Below are 15,911 nucleotides of genomic sequence, written 5' to 3'. Positions count from 1 at the left end.
CATGCGCGGGCTCAACCTCTCTGAACTGGCGGTCAAACACCGCGCAGTGACGCTGTTCTTGCTCATTGCAATCCTGGTCGCCGGAATGTTCGCGTTCGGCAAACTGGGGCGCGCCGAAGACCCCTCGTTTACCGTCAAGGTCATGACCATCACCGCCGCCTGGCCGGGCGCCACCGCCCAGGAAATGCAGGAACAGGTGGCCGACCGCCTGGAAAAACGCCTGCAGGAGCTGGACTATTACGACCGCGTCGAGACCATCGCCCAGCCGGGTTTTGTGTCGATGCGCATGACCTTTCTAGAATCCACGCGCCCGAGCGAAATCCAGGCACTGTTCTACCAGACCCGCAAGAAGCTCAGTGACGAAGCCGCGCAATTGCCCAAAGGCGTGATCGGGCCGTTTTTCAACGATGAATACTCTGATGTGTATTTCGCGCTGTACGCCCTGGAAGCCGAACACCTGCCCCATCGCCAGCAAGTGCAAATGGCCGAGACCCTGCGCCAGGGTTTGCTCAACCTGCCGGGGGTGAAGAAGGTCAATATTCTTGGCGAGCAGGCCCAGCGGGTGTTTGTCGAGTTTTCCTATGAGCGGCTGGCGACCATGGGCATCAAGCCCGAGCAGATTTTCGCCGCCCTCGCTGCGCAAAACGCGGTGGCGCCCTCGGGCTTTGTCGAAACCGCTGGCGCCCGTGCGTATATCCGTATCGACGGTGCCTTCGACAGCCTGGCGCTGATTGAAAATGTGCCCCTGCAAGTCAATGGTCACGTGCTGCGCATTGCCGATGTCGCCAGCGTCAGCCGCGGTTATGAGGACCCGCCCAGCTACCGTATCCGCCACCAGGGCGACCCGGCGCTGATGCTCGGGGTGATCATGGAGAAACACTGGAACGGCCTGGAACTGGACCAGAGCCTGCAGGCCCAGGAAGCCAAAATCCGCGCCGACCTGCCCCTGGGCGTGAACTTCGTCAAGGTTTCCGACCAGGCGAAAAACATCAGCCTGGCGGTGAATGAGTTCATGCTCAAGTTCTTCGTCGCCCTGGCCGTGGTGATGCTGATCAGCCTGCTGGCCCTGGGTTTTCGCGTGGGCCTGGTGGTGGCGGCAGCCGTGCCGCTGACGCTGTCGATCGTGTTCGTGATCATGCTGGTCACCGGGCGCGAATTCGACCGCGTGACCCTGGGCGCGCTGATCATTTCCCTGGGCTTGCTGGTGGATGATGCGATCATCGCCATCGAGATGATGGTGGTGAAACTCGAAGAAGGCTTTGATCGTATCCATGCGGCGACCTATGCCTGGAGTTCCACGGCCGCACCCATGCTGACCGGTACGTTGGTGACGATCATCGGTTTTTTACCCGTGGGGTTTGCGCGATCCGGTGCAGGCGAGTACGCCGGGAATATCTTCTGGATCGTCGGCTTTGCATTGATTTCATCGTGGTTGGTGGCGGTGGTATTCACGCCCTATCTGGGCGTGAAGCTGTTGCCGCAGATCAAGCCTGTGCCCGGTGGGCACGATGCGATTTATGCCGGGCGTTACTATCAGAAACTTCGTCGCCTGGTGGAGGCCTGCGTGCGCGGGCGCTGGCTGGTGACCGGGCTGGTGGTGGCCGCGTTTGTGCTGTGCGGCCTGGGTATGGCGGTGGTGAAGAAACAGTTCTTCCCCGATTCCGACCGTTCGGAGCTGATTCTGGAAGTGTATATGCCGCCCGGCAGCGCCTTCAAAAGCACTGAGGCAGTGGCGGCGCAGGTGGAGAAAGCCCTGCTGCAAGAGCCGCAGACGAGCATGGTCGACACCTATGTAGGCGGCGGCGCACCGCGGTTCTTCCTGTCGCTGAACCCGGAAATGCCTGACCCGGCATTCGCCAAGTTGATCGTGCAAACCCCGGACTCCCACGCCCGTGACGCATTGAAAGTGCGCATGCGCGAGCGCATCGCGGCGGGTGAGTTTCCAGCGGCGCGGGTGCGTGTCACCCAATTGGTGTTTGGCCCGCCGGTGCCGTTCCCCGTGGTGTTCCGTGTGTCCGGACCGAACCTGGACGAGTTGCGCGGGCTGTCCGAGCAAGTGCGCCAAGTGGTGGCCGCCAATCGGCTGACCCGTGACACCTTCCTCGAATGGGGCGAGCGCACCAGCGGTTATCGCCTGGTGCTGGACCAGGATCGCCTGCGCTTGCTCGGCTTCACCCCCGACGATGTCAAATCCCAACTCAACGCCCTGCTCAGCGGCAACCCGATCACCGAAGTGCGCGAAGGCAACCGCACCGTATCCGTGGTGGCCCGCGCCCAGGGCAGCCAGCGCGAAGACCTCGCCAATCTCAACAGCATGACCCTGACCAACAGCGCCGGCACGTCGGTGCCGCTGGCCCAGGTCGGGCATTTCCAGGCGGTGATGGAAGAGCCGATCCTCAAGCGCCGTAACCGCGCAACCACCGTAGAAGTGCGCGCCGACATTATCGACGGGGTACAACCGCCCGATGTGGAAATGGCCGTGTACAAAGACCTGCAACCCCTGATCGCCAAGCTGCCGCCCGGTTACCACATCGACATCGGCGGCCCGGTGGAAGAAAGCGCCAAGGCCAACGTGGCGCTGGCGGCGCTGTTCCCGATCATGATCCTGCTGACCCTCACGGTGATCATGTTCCAGGTGCGCTCATTCGGCGTGATGTTGATGGTCTTCGCCACCGCGCCCCTGGGCTTGATTGGCGCAGTGCCGACCTTGCTGCTGTTCAATCAACCGTTTGGGTTTAACGCGATCCTGGGCTTGATCGGCATCGGCGGCATCCTGATGCGCAATACGCTGATCTTCACCGATCAGATTCGCCAGAACCAGGACCACGGCATGGCGATTCGCGAGGCAATCATCGAAGCCACGGTGCGTCGAGCGCGTCCGGTGATCCTCACCGCACTGGCAGCGGCGCTAGCGTTTATTCCGCTGACGCTGTCGGTGTTCTGGTCGTCCCTGGCCTATGTGTTGATTGGCGGGGTGTTGGTGGGCACGGTGTTGACGCTGTTGTTCATGCCGGCGCTGTGCAGCCTGGTGCTACGCGACGAGGTTGCTGAAACGTCCCACGTAAACGCCGGATAAGCTCTACTCCCCCTCCCTGCAAACCTCTGCAAAGTCCCTCGCCTGATTGAACAGTGCGAGGGATTGCAGATGGTTTTTCTTGTTAGTGCGCTGGTTGCGTGGCCGTCCCCCGTGGGGAGTGGTCGCGGATGACCCACGCCACCCACATCGCCGCTATCGAACATGAGCTGGATGGTTTCCATCAAAGCCTGGTGGAGTACCGCCAGCAGATGGGTGCCTGGTATTCGCGTGCGCTGGATTCGGTCAGTCATGCAGCGGATATGCCGTCGTTGCTGGGCATGGACCGGGTGTTACGGGTTGGGGATTCCCAGCGTTCGGTAAGCCTTAGCGACGCGGATTTTTCTACCGTGGCCCGCTGCCCGGTGGGTGGCGTGCTGAAGATCGAGAGCAAATTCGAATCAGCGTATGACGTGCCGATTGGCGATATCCCTGTCGAGGTGATTAGCCTGGATGACGGCAGTTCCACGCGGGTGATGCTCGATAAGCACGGCAAGGGTTCGCACTACTGCGCCGCCGGCGGGCGCTATCAGGTGCGGGTTCAGGGTGGTGTTTCAGCGCAGCAAGTGGACGACTTGTTTACCTCCTATGCCGGGCTGACGGCGGACTTGGAACAGTGGCTTCGGTCGCAGTGGAAAAGCTTCAAACCCCACTGGGAAAGCTCTACTGCCAGCGCGATTGGCAGCGGCGTGCTGGCCGGCAGTTGGGCGGCGATCACGGATGTGTGGGACAGCATCAAGCTGGTGCAGGCGATGCTTGAAGACCCGTTGAAGTACGTCGAGCAACTGGGCAGCGAGGCGGCCAAGTTGGCGCAGATCGCCATCGATGCGCCCAAGGTCATGGAGCAGGCGATGCTGCTGGCCAGTGATGAAGCGGCGCTGTATCTGTTACTGCGCACCGCCATGATCTGGCTGGACGCGTTACCGCCCAGTGAAGTTGCGCAGGCAGCCGCCAGATTTATGGTGTCGCTGCTGATTGATCTGGTGATCGGCGCAGTGTTGACCATCGCGTTGCCAGCGGCGGGCGTGGCGTATTTGAGCATGCGCCTGGTCAAGTACGGCAAGCAGATTCTTGCGGCGGCAGTGGGCTTTGTGAAGGGCGTGCTGGCGATTCTCACGAAGTTCATGCAGGCGGTGGACCGCTACAAAGCGGTGGCGGTTCGCGGGGTGGTCGGCGGGCTGAAGCAAGGCACGATGCAGATGCGCTGGAAGGCGCGGCAGAACGCAGTGCTGAAGCAGAAAGAGCGTGTGGATGATGTGCCTGTCGTGGCGTCGAATCCCAAGGGGGATGCGGCGGCGCCTGCGGACAAGACGGTCACTCATGGCTGCCCGGTGTCGATGGTCACCGGGGAGGAATTGCTGACCCTCACCGATGGTGCGCTGGACGGGATCTTGCCGTTTGAGTGGACACGCTTGTATCGCACCAGTGCGGTGGAAGTGGATTGTGGGTTGGGGTTTGGCTGGAGTCATGCGCTGGCGCACCGGCTTGTTGTGTCGGGCGAATCGGTGGTGTGGACCGACCATGAGAATCGCCGTACGCAGTTTCCGTTGCCCACCGATTCTCGACCCGCGATCACCAACAGCCTGGCGGAAGCGGCGATCTACCTGGGCTCGGTTCCCGATGAACTGGTGCTGGCCCAGGCGTCACGGTTTTATCACTTTCGCGACGGTGTGCTGACGGCGATCAGCGATGCGTATGACAACCGCCTGCGCATTGTCCGTGATCGTTCCGGGCGGATTGAGCGGTTGGATAACGGTGGTGGCCGTTCGCTGTTGCTGCGCTATGAGCTGGATCGCATCGTCGCGGTGGACTACCAGGTTCATCGAGCCAAAGACCGTAAGCCCTACGTCTGGGAGACCGAGCAGAACGTTGTTTCCTACGCCTATGACGAAGACGGACGACTGGTTTGCGCGACCAATGCCGTAGGGGAAAGCGAGCGTTATCGGTACGACGAGCAGCACGTCATTGTCGAGCGGCAGTTGGCCGGTGGGGCGAGTTTCTTTTGGGCGTGGGAAGGCTCCGGCAAGGCGGCACGCTGCGTCCGGCATTGGGCGAGTTTTTCGCAGATGGACACGCGGTATGCCTGGGCGGATGACGGCCGTGTCACCGTGCATAACGCTGATGGTAGCCAGGAAGTGTATGTCCACGATCAGCGTGCACGCCTGGTGCAGCGCATCGATCCGGACGGCGCCCAGCATTTCAAATCCTACGATGACAAGGGTCGACTGACCGTCGAGCAAGATCCGCTGGGCGCGGTGACGGCCTATCAGTACGACGAAGCCGGACGCTTGGTAGCGTCGTTTCCGGGAGATGACGAGCCGACGTCCTACGAGCATGACAATGGTTTCGTACGGGTTGTCAGGCGTGGCGAGGCGGTCTGGAAATATGAGCGTAATGACCAGGGCGATGTTACGCGCAGAACTGATCCTGACGGGCAGGTCACGGACTATAGCTACAACAAACGCGGACAGTTAACCGGAGTTTGGTACCCCGATCACAGTTGTCATCGGCTGGTGTGGAACGAGCGTGGACAGTTGCTTGAGGAGCAATTGCCCAATGGCGGGATCAAGCGTTATCGCTATGACGATTTAGGGCGGCAGGTTGCCCGTGAGGATGAATACGGGGCGCTGACCCGTTACGAATGGGACGCCGTAGGACGTCTGCTGAAACTGACCCAGCCCGGCGGCGCTTGCCGGGAATTGAGCTACAACCCCTACGGCAAAATCATCGCCGAGCGCGATGAACTCGGCCACGTCACCCGCTACGAATACGAAGGCGGCCTACACCTGATCAGCCGCCGCCTCAACGCCGACGGCACCCAGGTCAAGTATCGCTACGACAACGTTCGCTTACTGCTCACCGAAATCGAAAACGAAGTCGGCGAAACCTACCAGCTCACCTATCACCCCAACGGCCTGCTCCAGCAGGAAACCGGCTTCGACGGCCAGCGCACCGCCTACGCCTACGACCTCAACGGCAACCTGCAGGAAAAGACCGAATACGGCGACGACGGCAGTCAGCTCATTACCCGCTACGAGCGCGACCACGCCGGGCGTCTTGTCCGAAAAGCTCTGCCCGATGGCAGCGTGGTCGATTATGCCTACGACCGCCAAGGCAACCTCCTCAGCGTCGAAGACGGCCACTGGGCCCTGGCCTACGAATACGACCAGCAAAACCGCCTCGTCGCCGAGCACCAAGGCTGGGGCACCTTGCGCTACGGCTACGACGCCTGCGGCCAGCTACAAAACCTGCGCCTGCCGGACAATAACCGCCTCACCTTCAACCACGACAAAGGCGGTCACCTCGCCACCGTCGAGCTCAACGGCGAAGTGCTCACCTCACACCTCTTCCGTGCCGGTCGTGAACACCAACGCCAACAAGGCCAGCTGCTCAGCCACTACCACTACGACGACCAGCACCGCCTGCACGCCCACGCCATCACCCAACACCAAAACCACCGCTACCAGCGCCAATACGACTACGACAAATCCGGCAACCTCACCCGCCTGCTCGACACCCGCAAAGGCGAACACCGCTACCACTACGACCCCCTCGCCCGCCTGACCCGCGCCGACCATTCGCAGGACGTCCAGGAACGCTTCGCCCACAACCCGGCCGGCAACCTGCTCATGCAAGACCGCCCAGGGCCGGACATCGTCGCGGCGAATCGCCTGGTGATCCAGGGCGACCGCCACTACGACTACGACGCCTTCGGCAACCTGATCCGCGAACGACGCGGCAAGGGTCATCAGCTCGTCACTGAATATCGCTACGACTGCCAGCACCGGCTGATCAGCGTGACGAAGCCCAACGGCGAAACCGCCAGTTACCGCTATGACCCATTCGGGCGGCGCATCAGCAAGACCGTGGAGGGCAAGACCACCGAGTTTTTCTGGCAAGGCGACAAGCTGATTGCCGAGCATCATGCAGAGTGTCACCGCAGCTACATCTACGAACCGAACAGCTTCCGCCCACTGGCACTGCTGGAAGGCTTCGGCCCAAAAGCCACAACGCCCTACCACTACCAACTCGACCACCTCGGCACACCGCAGGAACTAACCGACACCGCAGGCGAAATCGTCTGGTCTGCTCACTACCGCGCCTACGGCCAGATCGCCCGGCTCGACGTGGGCAAGATCGACAATCCACTGCGTTTTCAGGGGCAGTATTTCGATCAGGAAAGCGGGCTGCACTACAACCGCCATCGCTACTACAATCCGGATATCGGTCGTTACCTGACGCCGGACCCGGTGAAGTTGGCGGGTGGGGTCAACGCCTATCAGTACGCGTCCAATCCTACGGGGTGGGTGGACCCGCTGGGGTTGAATAATTGCCCGGGTAGCAATGGGTGTCTGTCAAGGACCGGCCCAGAAAACCCACTTGAGAAAGCAAGAGTTGGTGAGGGGCAACCTTCAGCCCCTCTGCCAGCCGGTGAGCAGAGACGGGATAGAATAAAGGAATTGAGCGAAGCGAACGCAAAACGGCGCGTACTAGAAATTGAAGAAACCTATGACATGCATACCGTTACTAAGCACGGACCTGAAATAACTGACGCCGCATTGAAGCAAAGGGCTATTGACGGAACAGATCCGATCACCGGATTGCCCAACCCGGGTGGAAGAGGCAATTTAAGCTCTCAGTTTCATAGCTGGAAAATGCAGTTGAATGCCTTGAATAAGGCGTTGACACGCAAATCTCTCGGACTCGACCCATTCAATGGCCAAGATCACAATAAAAATCCCACACTAAAATTGGAGTTACCGGGAGCAGGTCGAGGATACAGGCCGAACAACAGAAATCCTGAAAACCCACACCTAAACGAAAACATGAACTGGTTTGAGATAAAGTTTGATAGAAAGAACACCTCTCGACCATTTACCGCGTTTCCTGCCGAGAAAAAATAATGCTGAAAGATCCATTCTTAAACGAACCGTTTGATCCAAGCCTTATGTGGTTTATCGGGACTTTTGATATTTATGACCGTGAGCAAGGGCTCGGCATGGAGCTCGCGCAATATGATCCAAATAAAAAATCCGATAGAAAAAAGCTTATAATAAATTATGCTTTGAACTTGAAATATCTATCATACAGACACAAACACGCTTTAATTGAAAGCTTAAAAAACAAATTGAAGGACGAAAAGTACAACTTCGATAAGTTATTCGAGATAGACGAGAATGAAACTGGATCGTGGCCGAGAGCTGAGTGGTATGCGCTAGATGACCCGAGGGGTTTCTTAATGGACATTTATATTCTCGCTCAAGCTGTCTGGAAAGAAGATCTCCAAAAAGCCAGCCTCGAAGACCCTTCCACATGGTGACCCCCAGTATTGAATACACCGAATATCCAATGTGGGAGGGGGCTTGCTCCCGATAGCAGTGGTTCAGTCAATGCATGTGCAATACTGACCCACCGCCATCGGGAGCAAGCCCCCTCCCACATTTAAATCTGCTTCGCTCTGCAATCCGGCGATCTGATCAGCGCCATCCGATTACTGCGTACACGGAATTCTAAACATGAAGCTCACACCAGAACTATCAATACTCAAAAGCCTACTATTCACCTATAGCATTGAAAACTACGACGACCCTGAAAGAGAGCGCTTCATCGCTTCAAAAAATGTCAACAACGAAACAGAACTCGCTGAGCTTTTTGAAAAACTAACCAAGCCAGAATTCCTATCATACAAACTTGAAATTCAACAATGGCATATTGAAACACTTCAACACTATCTAAATACTGATGAAAATTTTAGTTCTGTTTTTTATCTTCTCGACACCTATTTCGATGACGAGATAATTGACCATAGGCAATTCATGAGCGTGCTATTACGCTGCTTACAAAACTACACAACGGAGGCTGCCGCGAGAAAACAATATGAAAACAAAACTACCCAGCATGTCAATAATCCGTGGACTCCTGTTCACTTACGACATTGAAAATACGGACGACTTAGAACGAGAGAAAATTATTTCATCAAGAAACATAAACAACGACGAAGAACTCGTAAAGCTTTTTGACGAACTGACAAAACCAGAATTCCTGTTTTACACAAGAACCGAGCAAGAGTGGTTCATTGATTCAATATCACACTTCCTAGCTATAAACGACAATTTCGATGCCGTTTTTAAAACCATGTCAACCTACTTTAGTGCACCCGTAACCGATCAGAAAAAATTTATGCAAATTCTTTTAAGCTGTTTGAAAAATTACCATAACGAATCAAATTTAAATTTTTAAAAAAAAGCTCTCCAGCGCCATATTGGCCCCTTGTGGCAAGCGAATTTCCCGCACGGGCTGCAAAGCGGCCCCTGTCCAGAAGACCGAACCAATGCGTGGACCGATATAGTGCAAAACGACATTACAGTTACACGAAGCTAAACAACGTATTTTCTTCATAGTTTTAAGGATCTCGAATGAAACTCAAGCCAAACCTCTCGATACTCCAAGGCCTGCTTTTCACTTACTGCATCGAAAATACCAGGGATGTAGACAGAGAAGAGCTCATTACCTCCATAAACGTGAATCATCACGAGGAGCTTACATGGCTATTCGATGAGCTAACCAAACCTGAATTCATGAAATATAGGCAGGACGAAAGAGAATGGTACATCAACACACTTCAGCATTTTCTTAGCACTGGGGAAAGCTTTGAATCAGTATTTTATCTGTTTGATACTTACTTTGATGATGAAATAATCGACAAACGGCAGTTCATGAAAACATTATTGGACTGCCTCAGCAGATACAACCTTGACATTGTCGAGAGCAGGTCAGACGTACCTTCTGCTAACCAGTAAGTGATGGAAAGATGACCCAAAGCCAGCTTCGAAGTCCACTCACTATGGTGCCCTCAGTTTTGGATGCGCTGAGTATCCAATGTGGGAGGGGGTTTGCCCCCGATAGCAGGGGTTCAGTCAATGCATGTGCAAGCTGACCCACCGCCATCGGGGGCAAGCCCCCTCCCACATTTGGACTGAGGCGCATCAGGTAATATTCGGCGGCTGAGATATCGCCACTGTTGCAAGCCCCGCACATTTGAATCTACTTCGTCCTGTGATCCCGGATCTGATCAGCGCTTGGCCAGTTCCATAATCATCCGGCTCAACAAATACACCCGCGGCACCACACTCTCCACCTCGGCATATTCCTCCGGCGTGTGAATATTCCCGCCCACTATCCCAAACCCATCCAACGTCGGCGTACCTACCCCGGCCGACAAACTCGCGTCCGCCGCCCCACCGCTGCCTTCAATGGTCAACTTACGTCCCAGCTCGGCATAAATGCCCTGGGCAATCGCCACCAATTTATCCGACTCAGCCGTCTGCGGCATCGGTGGCAGGCCGCGTTGCAGGCTGGTCTTCACGTCGGTGTCGGGGATCAACTTGTTGGCTGAAACCCGAGCCAGGTCCTTTTCGATCCGGTCAAATTCTTCCGGCAAGGCGGCGCGGACGTCGGCCTTGGCGGTGGCCTGGTCGGGGATGACGTTGGTGCGGTCGCCGGCCTTGAGCACGGTGAAGTTGATGGTGGTTTTCTTGTCTTCATCGCCCAGCTTGCCCAGTTGCAGGATCTGGTGCGCGGCTTCCATGGCGGCGTTGCGTCCCAGTTCCGGGGCGACGCCGGCGTGGGCGGCCTTGCCTTTGACTTCGACCACGGCGGTGGCGCTGCCTTTGCGCCACACCACCAGGCCGTCGGCTGGGCGGCCGGGTTCGAGGTTGAGGGTCACGTCGTGGCCCTTGGCAGTGTTGCGGATCAGTTCGGAGGCGGCTTCGGAGCCGGTTTCTTCGCTGGCGTCGAGCAGGAAGGTGATTTGCGCGTAGTCCTTGAAGCCCTGGTTTTTCAGGACTTTGAGCGCGTAGATGCCGGCGACGATGCCGCCCTTGTCATCCATTACGCCGGGGCCATAAGCGCGGCCGTCCTTGATGTGGAACGGGCGTTCGGCGGCCGAGCCTTCCTTGAACACGGTGTCCATGTGGGCCATCAGCAGGATTTTGGCCTTGCCTGTGCCTTTGAGCGTGGCGACCACATGGCTGTTGTTGGCGGCTTTATCCGGCACCAGTTCGATACTGAACCCCAACTGTTTCAACTCGTCCACGGCGATGTCGCGCACTTGCGTCAGGCCCGGCTCGTAGCCTGAACCTGAATCGATGTTCACCAGGCGTTCCAACAGTTTCAAGGCCTCGGCCTTGTACTGTTCGGCATCAGCCTGGATCTGTTTGTGGGGCTCGGCGCTGTAGGCCGGCAGGACGAAGGACAAGGCCAGGGTGGCGGCCAGGAGGGTACGGGGGAAGGTGAAGAGCATGGGCCGATCCTTGTTTTTTGTTGGAAAGTGCGCCAATACCCTACCCCACTAGACCGAACGCAACCAACTCCCCAGCACTGCGCTGACGCGGTTGCGCCCGCTGCTCTTGGCTTCGTACAACGCTTGGTCGGCATCGTTGAGCCAACTGATGGCGTCGGCATGGGCCGGCTGATACAGCGCCAGGCCGATGCTCAAGCTGACGCGCAGCGCAGGATCCTGAGCGTAGGCCAAGGCATTGAAGCGATCGCGCAGCGCCTCCATGACCTCAGTGGCACGGTTGAGCGGCATGTCCGGCAGGATCACACAGAACTCATCGCCACCGTAACGTCCGGCCAGGTCGGTGGTGCGCAGGTTCTGGCGCAACACCTTGCTCAACTGGCGCAGCACGATATCGCCGGTCACATGGCCGTAGGTGTCGTTGATGGTCTTGAAGTGGTCGATGTCGATCAAGGCGATGGCTGCACCAGCCGGGCCTCGGCGGCAGCGTTGGAATTCGATGTCCAGGTGGTCTTTCCAGGCCCCGTGGTTGAGCAGGCCGGAGAGGCTGTCGGTGCGGCTCAGGGCCAGCAATTCGCGCTTGTGGCGGGCCAGGGTTACCGCCTGGCGGTAGCATATCCAGCCCAAGGCCATCGGATACAGCATCAGGATCGGCAGGCAGGCATACACCTGGGCCTGGGTGGTCACGGTGATGAACGCCGGGGCGAATATCATCAGCGCCGTGCCCAGCCCCAGCGCCTGTGCCAGCCAGCCGGCGAGCATGAAGCGCGGGCCGCCGATGGCGACGTTGTTCATGCTCATCATCGACAAGGTGGTGACGCTGGGCAGCGGGTTGAAGTGCATCGCGCCGACCCAGAAGCCACCGCAGAAGGAGTCGAACAACAGGCTGCGGCGTTCACTGCGCAACGTGTGGGCCGCACGCAACGAAATTTGAAGAGCCACATGCGGCCACACAAACGCGTTGATCAGCATCCAAACCCACACCCATACAGAGGGACTCAGCGGATACATGCCAAACGCGACGCAGATAAAGCCGAGCGTGAGCCCCAGGACGCGTGATTTGTACAAGCGCGAAGCGAGCGGAAGTCCATTTCCTCCGACGGATGGCATGATGGGGTGCGATCCTGGGTGAGTGTCTCGAGTCTATCAGGGCAGCGGCAAATCGCCACTACCGCTTAGAAGCTGACGTCAGTGTGAAAACCCACGCGCCAGCATCAACGCAACACCCAACAGCAACACTGCGGTGATGCGCTGCAACAACACCCGCCGCTTGGGGTTTTCCAACACGTGCTTGATACGCTGGCCGAAATAGCAATACAGGCAGCCGCTGGCAAATTGCAGCAGCAGGAACGTCAGGCCGAGGATGGCGATATCCGCCGCTGAACTGTGCTCCCCCGACCCGGCGAACTGCGGGAACACCGCACTGAACATGATGATGGTCTTGGGGTTGGAAAACCCGGTCAATAGCCCTTTGCCGAACAGGCTGCGCGAACCCTCCACGGCGCCGGCGTTGTTGATCGCCACACCGCTGCTGGTCCACTGCTTGTAGGCCAGGTACAGGATGTAGGCCACGCCGACAAACTGGATGGTCTGGGTGATGGCGAGGTTGCCCTTGATCAACTCCGAGAAGCCGACGGCAAAGATCAGGATGGAAATCAGGTACGACACGCTGGCGCCGATCTGCGCCGGGATCGAACTGCGCAGGCCGTCCTTCAAGCCCAGGCTCAGCAACAGCAGCGTCATGGGGCCGGGGCTGAAGGTCATGGTGGCGCAAAACAGCAGGAAGTAGAGAAACGAAGACAGGGTTAACGCACTTGTCATGGCCAGGGACCTTGAGTGGATAGAAACAGCAACGGGGCGAGCGCCGCAAGCGCCCACCCCTGGGCCCGTCAGGCGACAGCGATTTCGGTCGTCAGGGATTCGCGGTACATCACCGCCAGGTCAGCCAGGGCTGCCTTGGCAGTCTGGTTACGGGTTTCGAAAGCCACCAAGCCCTTCCAGTTGGTCTCGACGATGGCCTGCATGACGTCGGCATAGTCACAGTTGCCGTCGTGAATGCCGAAATGCTGATCCTGCACGCCATTGTTGTTGCTGAAGGAAATGCCCTTGATCAGGTGGTGATACTTGCGCACCACCTCCGCCGGCAGGCCGTTCTCGATGTTGGCGTGGCCGGCATCGAGGAAAAAGTACAGATTGCTGTGGGCTTGCAGGCGTTCGAACACAAAGGCGTATTCCGCTTCATGGGTGAAGATGTAGTGGAACGGCCGGTAGTTGACGTAGTTGGACAGGTTTTCCAGGTAGATATCCGTGCCCTTGGCCTCGGCGTAAATCGCCAGTTCCTGCACCGACTTGAGGTAATGCTCCAGGGCGACCTTCTTGGCCATCAGCACCATTTTCGGTTCGACGATGCAACCGCCATGAATGATCAGTGGCGCGCCCAGGCGGCTGGCGATGTCGATTTCTTTCTTCACATATTCCACGGCTGCTGCACGGAACGCCTCGACGTCACTGGCCAGCGGCGCCTTGAAGTTGCCATGGAAGATCGGCTTGATGCCGGTGGCAGCGATTTGCGCCTGCAGACTTTCGATGCGTGCATCGGTCCAGTCGTCGACCATTTCGCCAAACAGGCTGCCGTCGATATACCAATGGGTGCAGTTGCCTTCGATGGCGGTTTCCAGGCCTTTCTCGGCGCCCAGGTATTTCTGGTGGGCTACACCGGTGCAGAACGGCACGGTGGCGTTGATCAGTTTGCTTTCCATGGGGCGATTCCTTTCGTGGATGGAGCGTTAGATTTCAATAGCCATGAAGTCGGCCTTGGTCACGCCCCAATCCGGGCATGTCCAGTCTTCAGGCACCTCTTCCCAAGGGGTGCCTGCGGGTATCCCGTCCTCCGGGATACCCAATTCTTCTACGTACATAAAACCGCAGGGAACACACATATAAGTCTTCATGAGAATGCAGAATCCATTGCCCGCTTGTAGGAAACTTCGCCAACTCCTGGCGAGATGCCGCGCAGTCTAGGGGACTGGCATTGCACAAGGCAGGTAAAGTGATGCCTAATCCGGCCTAACTTCACCGGTAAAAGCACCAGCAAAGACAAGGAATGTTCATGTTTGTATCGGCTATCGCCTTTGTGGATGGCACCCCCAAGGTGCAACAGATCGTCGAGGCGTTCAGCCAGGCCATCGAAAACGGCGAATGGGCACCGGGTAGCAAGTTGCCGTCGGTGCGTGAACTGACCCAGGTCCTGGGCGTCAGCAAGTTCACCCTCAACGAAGCGCTGGACCGCCTGCGCGGGCGCCACCTGCTCACCTCCAGCCAGGGTCGTGGGTATTTCGTGGCCATGGACAACGCCCGCCCGGCGTCGGTGACCTGGGTCGACCTGTTGCCCCAGGACCTGCTCAGCGTATTGCGCCGCCCCTTGGTCACCGCCAGTGGCGAGCTGCGTCCCGGTGGCGGGCACCTGCCAGAGGAATGGCTCAATGGCGAGGCAATTCGCCAGGCCATGCGCAGCGTGGTGCGCGCGCCGTCGTTGCGCATCGCCGGGCTGGGCACGCCGGCGGGGTTGCTGCCGTTGCGTCAGGCGTTGCAACAGAAGCTGCATGGCGAGGGCTTGTCAGTGCCGGTGGAGCAAATCATCACGACGCCCAATACCGTGCAGGGCCTGGACATGCTCATGCGCCTGCTCGCCCGGCAGGGCGATACCGTGCTGCTTGATGCGCCGTGCTATTTCAACTTCCACGCCAACCTGGCGCTGCACGGCGTCAAGGTCATCACTATCGAGCGCCGCCCCGACGGCTTCGACTTCACCGCCCTCGAACACCTGCTCGCCGAACATCGCCCCAGCCTGTACCTGACCACCAGCGTCCTGCATAACCCCACCGGCCACTCCTTCAGCCCAAGCCAGGCGTTTCGCCTGCTGCAACTGACCCAGCAGTACCACTGCCATATCGTCGAGGATGACCTCTACGGCGACCTGCACCCCAACCCGCCACCGCGCCTGGCCGCTGTCGCCGGGCTGGAGCAGGTCACCTACCTGTCGGGGTTCTCGAAGATCCTCAGCGCCAACACCCGAGTCAGCTACGTGGTGGCCGCGCCGCAACTGGCCGCCAACCTGACCAATATGAAATTGATGAGCGGCGGCGTGACCTCGGAATTGTTTGAGCAGATCGTCTACCGCATGCTCAGCGAAGGCAGCTACGCCAAGCATCGCAAGCGCATGGTGCAACGCCTGATGGAGGCCGGCGGACGCGTCGAGCAATGGCTCAAGCGTTGCGGCTGCGAACTGCCGATGGCCTATGAAGGCGGGATGTTCATCTGGGCGCGCCTGCCGCCGGGGGTCAACGGTGAACTGCTGGCCCAGGAGGCATTGAAACGCAGCATGGTGCTCGCGCCCGGCGCGCTGTTTGGCTACGACCCGGCCCATCGTGACTCGATGCGCTTCAATGTGGCCCATAGCGATGAGCCACGGGTGCAGCGGGTGTTTGAGGCGCTGTTGTTGCATGGAGTTGCCCAGCGCAATTGCCGCACGTAAGCGTC

Annotated in this window: 11 protein-coding genes; 6 read left to right on the top strand and 5 right to left on the bottom strand. The window is 58.3% G+C overall.

Annotated features, from left to right (window positions below; all coding sequences use genetic code 11):
- Position 1 precedes the first annotated feature (1 nt).
- The 5 genes from NMB39_RS12180 to NMB39_RS12160 all read left to right on the top strand — a co-directional run bounded on the left by NMB39_RS12180 (position 2) and on the right by NMB39_RS12160 (position 9,873).
- The gene (locus NMB39_RS12180; protein ID WP_494339179.1) at positions 2 to 3,076 is read left to right on the top strand and encodes an efflux RND transporter permease subunit; all 3,075 of its coding nucleotides are present in this window, start codon (positions 2 to 4) and stop codon (positions 3,074 to 3,076) included.
- Between the two features lie 128 nt (positions 3,077 to 3,204).
- Positions 3,205 to 7,977: an RHS repeat-associated core domain-containing protein gene (locus tag NMB39_RS12175; protein ID WP_494339180.1), complete on the top strand. Its 4,773-nt coding sequence runs from the start codon at positions 3,205 to 3,207 to the stop codon at positions 7,975 to 7,977.
- Complete coding sequence (locus tag NMB39_RS12170; protein WP_057025606.1) at positions 7,977 to 8,393, top strand: hypothetical protein; 417 nt, start codon at positions 7,977 to 7,979, stop codon at positions 8,391 to 8,393. Before NMB39_RS12175 ends, NMB39_RS12170 begins: the two co-directional genes overlap by 1 nt.
- A 196-nt stretch (positions 8,394 to 8,589) precedes the next feature.
- On the top strand, positions 8,590 to 9,012 hold the full coding sequence (locus NMB39_RS12165) for a hypothetical protein (protein WP_198731025.1): 423 nt from the start codon (positions 8,590 to 8,592) through the stop codon (positions 9,010 to 9,012).
- Between the two features lie 477 nt (positions 9,013 to 9,489).
- On the top strand, positions 9,490 to 9,873 hold the full coding sequence (locus NMB39_RS12160; protein WP_056846500.1) for a hypothetical protein: 384 nt from the start codon (positions 9,490 to 9,492) through the stop codon (positions 9,871 to 9,873).
- A gap of 272 nt (positions 9,874 to 10,145) precedes the next feature.
- On the opposite strand, the gene NMB39_RS12155 is transcribed toward NMB39_RS12160, so the two are convergent.
- From NMB39_RS12155 to NMB39_RS12135, 5 genes are all read right to left on the bottom strand, one after another.
- Positions 10,146 to 11,375: a M20/M25/M40 family metallo-hydrolase gene (locus NMB39_RS12155; protein ID WP_057025603.1), complete on the bottom strand. Its 1,230-nt coding sequence runs from the start codon at positions 11,373 to 11,375 to the stop codon at positions 10,146 to 10,148.
- 48 nt (positions 11,376 to 11,423) lie between these two features.
- Positions 11,424 to 12,482, bottom strand: coding sequence for a diguanylate cyclase (locus NMB39_RS12150; protein ID WP_494339181.1), 1,059 nt, complete (start codon positions 12,480 to 12,482; stop codon positions 11,424 to 11,426).
- Between the two features lie 78 nt (positions 12,483 to 12,560).
- Entirely contained in the window at positions 12,561 to 13,193 is a 633-nt protein-coding gene (locus NMB39_RS12145; protein WP_046068573.1) for a LysE family translocator, read from the bottom strand.
- 68 nt (positions 13,194 to 13,261) lie between these two features.
- On the bottom strand, positions 13,262 to 14,131 hold the full coding sequence (locus tag NMB39_RS12140; RefSeq protein ID WP_046068574.1) for a sugar phosphate isomerase/epimerase family protein: 870 nt from the start codon (positions 14,129 to 14,131) through the stop codon (positions 13,262 to 13,264).
- A 27-nt stretch (positions 14,132 to 14,158) separates the two neighbouring features.
- Positions 14,159 to 14,323: a rubredoxin gene (locus tag NMB39_RS12135; RefSeq protein ID WP_494339182.1), complete on the bottom strand. Its 165-nt coding sequence runs from the start codon at positions 14,321 to 14,323 to the stop codon at positions 14,159 to 14,161.
- Between the two features lie 158 nt (positions 14,324 to 14,481).
- On the opposite strand from NMB39_RS12135, the gene NMB39_RS12130 reads away from it, so the two are divergent.
- Complete coding sequence (locus NMB39_RS12130) at positions 14,482 to 15,906, top strand: aminotransferase-like domain-containing protein (protein WP_494339183.1); 1,425 nt, start codon at positions 14,482 to 14,484, stop codon at positions 15,904 to 15,906.
- Positions 15,907 to 15,911 lie beyond the last annotated feature (5 nt).

The organism is Pseudomonas sp. FBCC-B545 (assembly GCF_059134095.1).
This window is presented reverse-complemented; position numbering and strand designations above follow the sequence as displayed.